Origin of the sequence: Microcystis sp. M113S1 (assembly GCF_020246945.1) — a bacterium.
Classification (GTDB): domain Bacteria; phylum Cyanobacteriota; class Cyanobacteriia; order Cyanobacteriales; family Microcystaceae; genus Microcystis.
Genome location: NZ_JADBSA010000359.1, coordinates 1 through 3,910, shown reverse-complemented (window position 1 = coordinate 3,910; position 3,910 = coordinate 1). Strand labels below are relative to the sequence as shown.

The 3,910-nt window shown below is 43.1% G+C and carries 6 protein-coding genes; 2 read left to right on the top strand and 4 right to left on the bottom strand.

Annotated features, from left to right (window positions below; all coding sequences use genetic code 11):
* Together IM319_RS18270 and IM319_RS18265 are read left to right on the top strand one after the other, a co-directional pair.
* Nucleotides 1-163: bluetail domain-containing putative surface protein (locus tag IM319_RS18270; RefSeq protein WP_287736402.1), on the top strand; the 163-nt coding region annotated here is incomplete at its 5' end.
* Between the two features lie 65 nt (nt 164-228).
* Entirely contained in the window at nt 229-567 is a 339-nt protein-coding gene (locus tag IM319_RS18265; protein WP_012268251.1) for a XisI protein, read from the top strand.
* A gap of 125 nt (nt 568-692) precedes the next feature.
* Here IM319_RS18265 and IM319_RS18260 read toward each other — a convergent pair whose 3' ends face one another.
* The 4 genes from IM319_RS18260 to IM319_RS18245 form a co-directional block, all read right to left on the bottom strand.
* Complete coding sequence (locus IM319_RS18260; RefSeq protein WP_287736506.1) at nt 693-1,472, bottom strand: HNH endonuclease; 780 nt, start codon at nt 1,470-1,472, stop codon at nt 693-695.
* Nucleotides 1,473-1,512: 40 nt separating this feature from the next.
* Complete coding sequence (ald, locus tag IM319_RS18255; RefSeq protein WP_287736505.1) at nt 1,513-2,598, bottom strand: alanine dehydrogenase; 1,086 nt, start codon at nt 2,596-2,598, stop codon at nt 1,513-1,515.
* A gap of 509 nt (nt 2,599-3,107) precedes the next feature.
* Nucleotides 3,108-3,410: a DUF3181 family protein gene (locus IM319_RS18250; protein WP_002761852.1), complete on the bottom strand. Its 303-nt coding sequence runs from the start codon at nt 3,408-3,410 to the stop codon at nt 3,108-3,110.
* The gene (locus IM319_RS18245) at nt 3,403-3,657 is read right to left on the bottom strand and encodes a hypothetical protein (RefSeq protein ID WP_159294608.1); all 255 of its coding nucleotides are present in this window, start codon (nt 3,655-3,657) and stop codon (nt 3,403-3,405) included. Before IM319_RS18245 ends, IM319_RS18250 begins: the two co-directional genes overlap by 8 nt.
* Nucleotides 3,658-3,910: the final 253 nt, after the last annotated feature.

Here is a 3,910-nt window from a genome sequence, read left to right as displayed (position 1 = left end):
CAGTGCTGTTTTAGTGCGGGACAATAGTTCTTCTACTTACCTAATTATCAACGACGGTACGGCGGGTTTCCAAAGTGCTAATGATTTGGTGATTAATCTCACCGGGTTAACGGGTACTTTACCGGCGCTCGGCACTATTGCGGTCAATAGTTTCTTTGTTTAAATTGATGGGGGGATTAATTCTCCCCTTTTAATTGTCTTTGATGATGAAAGTGAGGTAATCGTGCAATGGATACCCGATTAAAATATCAAGGTATTATTAAGACTGTTCTCCAGAATCATGCTAACTATCGTGCTACTTTACCTGATGGCTACACTTCTCAGGTTATATTTGATGATGAACGAGGACATTATCTAGTTTTAGATTTCGGTTGGAGTGGTAATAAGTATCTCCATGCAACACCAATTCACCTGAGCTTGGTTGTCGATAAAGTCTGGATTCAATGTGATGAAACGGAGGAAGGTATAGCTACTGATTTGATGGAGGCAGGTATTCCCAAAGAAGATATAGTACTCGGCTTTCGTTATCCTAAAGTACGCAAATATACAGGATTTGCTGTAGCTTAGTCACCAAAAATGTTGAATCTGTACATAAAACTTTATGCACAAGCTGAAATTGCAAAAGTGTTTTAGACAAACTCAATTATAAACAAAGTAATGCAATGGAGAATTTAATTTAACTTGTCGTACTTTTAGCCCTGAAATATATGATAGCGATGATAGTTTAAAAAATCCAAATCTGGTGAAAAGCGATCGGGAACATTTAAAGTTTTACCCCGATAGTTGATAAAATTTAGTTCTAACGTCTCACTACCTTGATCCTGAGCCTTTTTTTCGATCTCATGGCCAATAATTAATCTTAAATCCTCGTCGAAACTAATTAAACCTCGATCGAAAGCAGTATCATGAGTACGAGCTAGGCACAAGCCATTATGAGGGTTTAAACGCTGTTCGGGAAATTGACTCCAGGGTAATATATGACTAGCTGTTAGTAACAGAGGAATGGGATTTCCTGTAATACAGCAACGATAGTTATATAGGGCTAAAATTGTCTTTCTAAAAAAGTTTTGTCCGATTCTAACTTTTCTGATTGCCTCAGTTTCTGTTTTGATCTTTTCCGAAAAATCAAGTCTAGTAAAATCCTCTTGCTGTTCGTTGATAACTCCTAAAAGAACCTGTAATTTTTCCTCACTTTCTAGGGCTAATTCTGTCCAGTTATCCTCGAACTCCTGCCAGATTTGCCGATCAGCTTTACTGATAGCTTTTAACCCCTGTACTCCTCGCAATTGATGCCTGGGATCGAGAGAACCAAAATTACATAATTTCATCACCAGGGCCGATGGTGTTCGCTGTAACTTTTGAGCGACTTCGATAATAACAGGATTATTGGTGTGGAATTGTCCATAGGGAAATTTATAGTATAAATTGAGAGCGATCAGCAGCTCATCCCTTGTCCATAAATTCTTAGTCATAACCCCTAGAAAATACCACGATCAGCCCTGAAATTACTGCTCAAATCAAATCGGGAAAAACTTCGCGCACTGCTGGATGAATTAACCGATGATTGGCGACATTTAACCCCTTAGCGAGGGAAACATCTTGATCCAGCGCTTTTACCCCATGGTCGGCTAATTTAATAACGTAGGGTAGGGTACTATTATTTAAAGCTTGGGTTGCCGTCCAGGGTACTGCTCCAGGCATATTAGGCACTCCATAATGTACTACTCCCGACTCCAGGTAAGTCGGTTGACTGTGGGAAGTGGCCCGCAGGGTTTCCACGCAGCCCCCTTGGTCCACTGCCACATCGACAATTACAGAACCAGGGTTCATTTTGGCGACTAAAGAGCGAGAAACCAGAGTCGGCGCTCGTTTTCCTAAGACTAGCACTGCCCCAATCAATAAATCGGCCTTAGGAACCACATTTTCTAATTGTGCCGGGCTACTATAAAGCAATTCTACCCGGGAACCGAATAAAGTTTCTAAATAGGCCAAGCGCTCGACGTTAATATCTAAAATAGTTACTTTTGCCCCCATACCGACGGCAATTCTGGCCGCTTCTGTACCCACTACACCACCGCCAAGGATAACCACTTGTCCAGGACTCACCCCGGGGAAACCCCCCAGTAAAACTCCCCTACCTCCCTGTTGTTTTTCCAGATAGCGGGCCCCAAATTGTACCGAAAGACGACCAGCAATAACACTCATGGGAGTCAAGAGAGGCAAGCGACCATCGGCAAGCTCGACAGTTTCATAAGCGATCGCAGTTGTTCCCGACTCGATTAATGCTTCTGTTAAATAGCGCTCGGCCGCTAGGTGTAAATAGGTGAATAGGAGAGCTTCCTTATTTAAAGAGCCGTATTCTGCCTTAAGCGGCTCTTTTACCTTGACAACTAGCGGTTTATCCCAAACTTGTGCCGCTTTTCCCACAATTTTGGCCCCAGCTTTTTGGTAATCCTCATCGCTGAATCCAGCACCTAATCCAGCGGCCGTTTCCACAAATACCCTGTGACCGCGATCATTGAGTACACGCACACTACTAGGACTTAAACCGACGCGAAACTCTTGATCTTTAATCTCTTTGGGAACACCTATTTCCATGGTTTGCTTCTGGGGGACTATTTCTAACTAGGGTCTGCTGAAAAAGTTTTTCGGTGGGGGTTGGGGGTTGGGGGAGGGGGGATGGGGGATGGGTTTTACCGATTTTCAGGTGGTCAACTACCTAATTTTCAGGGAAAAAGTACCTGAATTTTCCCCCCGATCACTCCCATATCCGGTACTTTTTGATTGACAAAAAGTCTAAAAGTCTTATCCAACAAGGTTTTCAGATTTATTCAGCTAACCCTAACTAGGGTATGCGGCAAAAAGTTTTTCGGTGGGGGTAGGGTGTAGGGTGTAGGGTGTGGGGTGTGGGGTGTAGGGTGTAGGGTTTTAGCCATTTTCAGGGGGTCAATTACCTAATTTTCAGGGAAAAGTCCCTGAATTTTCCCCCCGATCACTCCAAAGGCCGGTACTTATCGAACAAAGTTTTTAGATTTATTCAGCAAACCCTAACTACTTTAGCCTGTTAGTCCTAGTCTGCCAGTTATCAGGCATAGTATTTGGCAATTTTAGCGACTTTTTTGGTATTCTTCCAGCAAATCGATTAAATCTATCTGACATTTGCTGGGTAACAAATCCGCTAGGGAAACTTGCAGATGACCACCTCCGAGGGTGACTTTAATCTCCCGCAGGATAGACATGACTGCATTCTCGCTTAAACTGTCGTTTTCGAGCAAAGGGAAGACTTTTTCGGCAACGACGCTGTGTAAATGTGCCTCCCGGAGATAGAGATGCCATTTAGCCACGTCAATATAGATATTGTCGCCGATTTGGGCCGCCAGATTTTCGATGTCCTGAGTTGTATTAGCCATGGGATGTTACCGAGTAGTTAGCGATCGCCGCTATATAAATCAAATGTCCCACCAATAGAATAGCCCAAATTCCCGTGAACAGATTCAACCAAGTCCAATCGGAAAATTTAATGATATGAAAAAACCACAACCCTGAATTAATCGCTAAAAAAGCCGCCACATGAACGGCGAAATTCATGCGATCATCTAAACGTCGGAAAGCGGGATCGTTTTTGCGATCGGGTTGACGGGGCCAACGAGGAGGCATAAGCAGTGATCAGTGATCAGTTATCAGTTATCAGTGTACCGTTTTTTTAGCTAAGTAGGTAGGTGTTAAAAGTTCTCAGATCCCCCCGCCTATCGGCACCCCCCTTATCAAGGGGGCTATCCATTAGTCAGATCTTTCTTAACAAAAAGAGAAGAAACTTAAAAAAAGGGGAAACGATTGATAGGTATAGTTTTGAAAGAAGGAATTAAGGTGGAGGTAAGCAAAAAAATGGAGAAATGGGCAGCCCAAGAAT

Coding starts and splice junctions, on each gene's coding strand:
- IM319_RS18265 (WP_012268251.1), top strand. CDS start 229: ATGGATACCCGATTAAAATATCAAGGTATTATTAAGACTGTTCTCCAG.
- IM319_RS18260 (WP_287736506.1), bottom strand. CDS start 1,472: ATGACTAAGAATTTATGGACAAGGGATGAGCTGCTGATCGCTCTCAAT.
- ald (WP_287736505.1), bottom strand. CDS start 2,598: ATGGAAATAGGTGTTCCCAAAGAGATTAAAGATCAAGAGTTTCGCGTC.
- IM319_RS18250 (WP_002761852.1), bottom strand. CDS start 3,410: ATGGCTAATACAACTCAGGACATCGAAAATCTGGCGGCCCAAATCGGC.
- IM319_RS18245 (WP_159294608.1), bottom strand. CDS start 3,657: ATGCCTCCTCGTTGGCCCCGTCAACCCGATCGCAAAAACGATCCCGCT.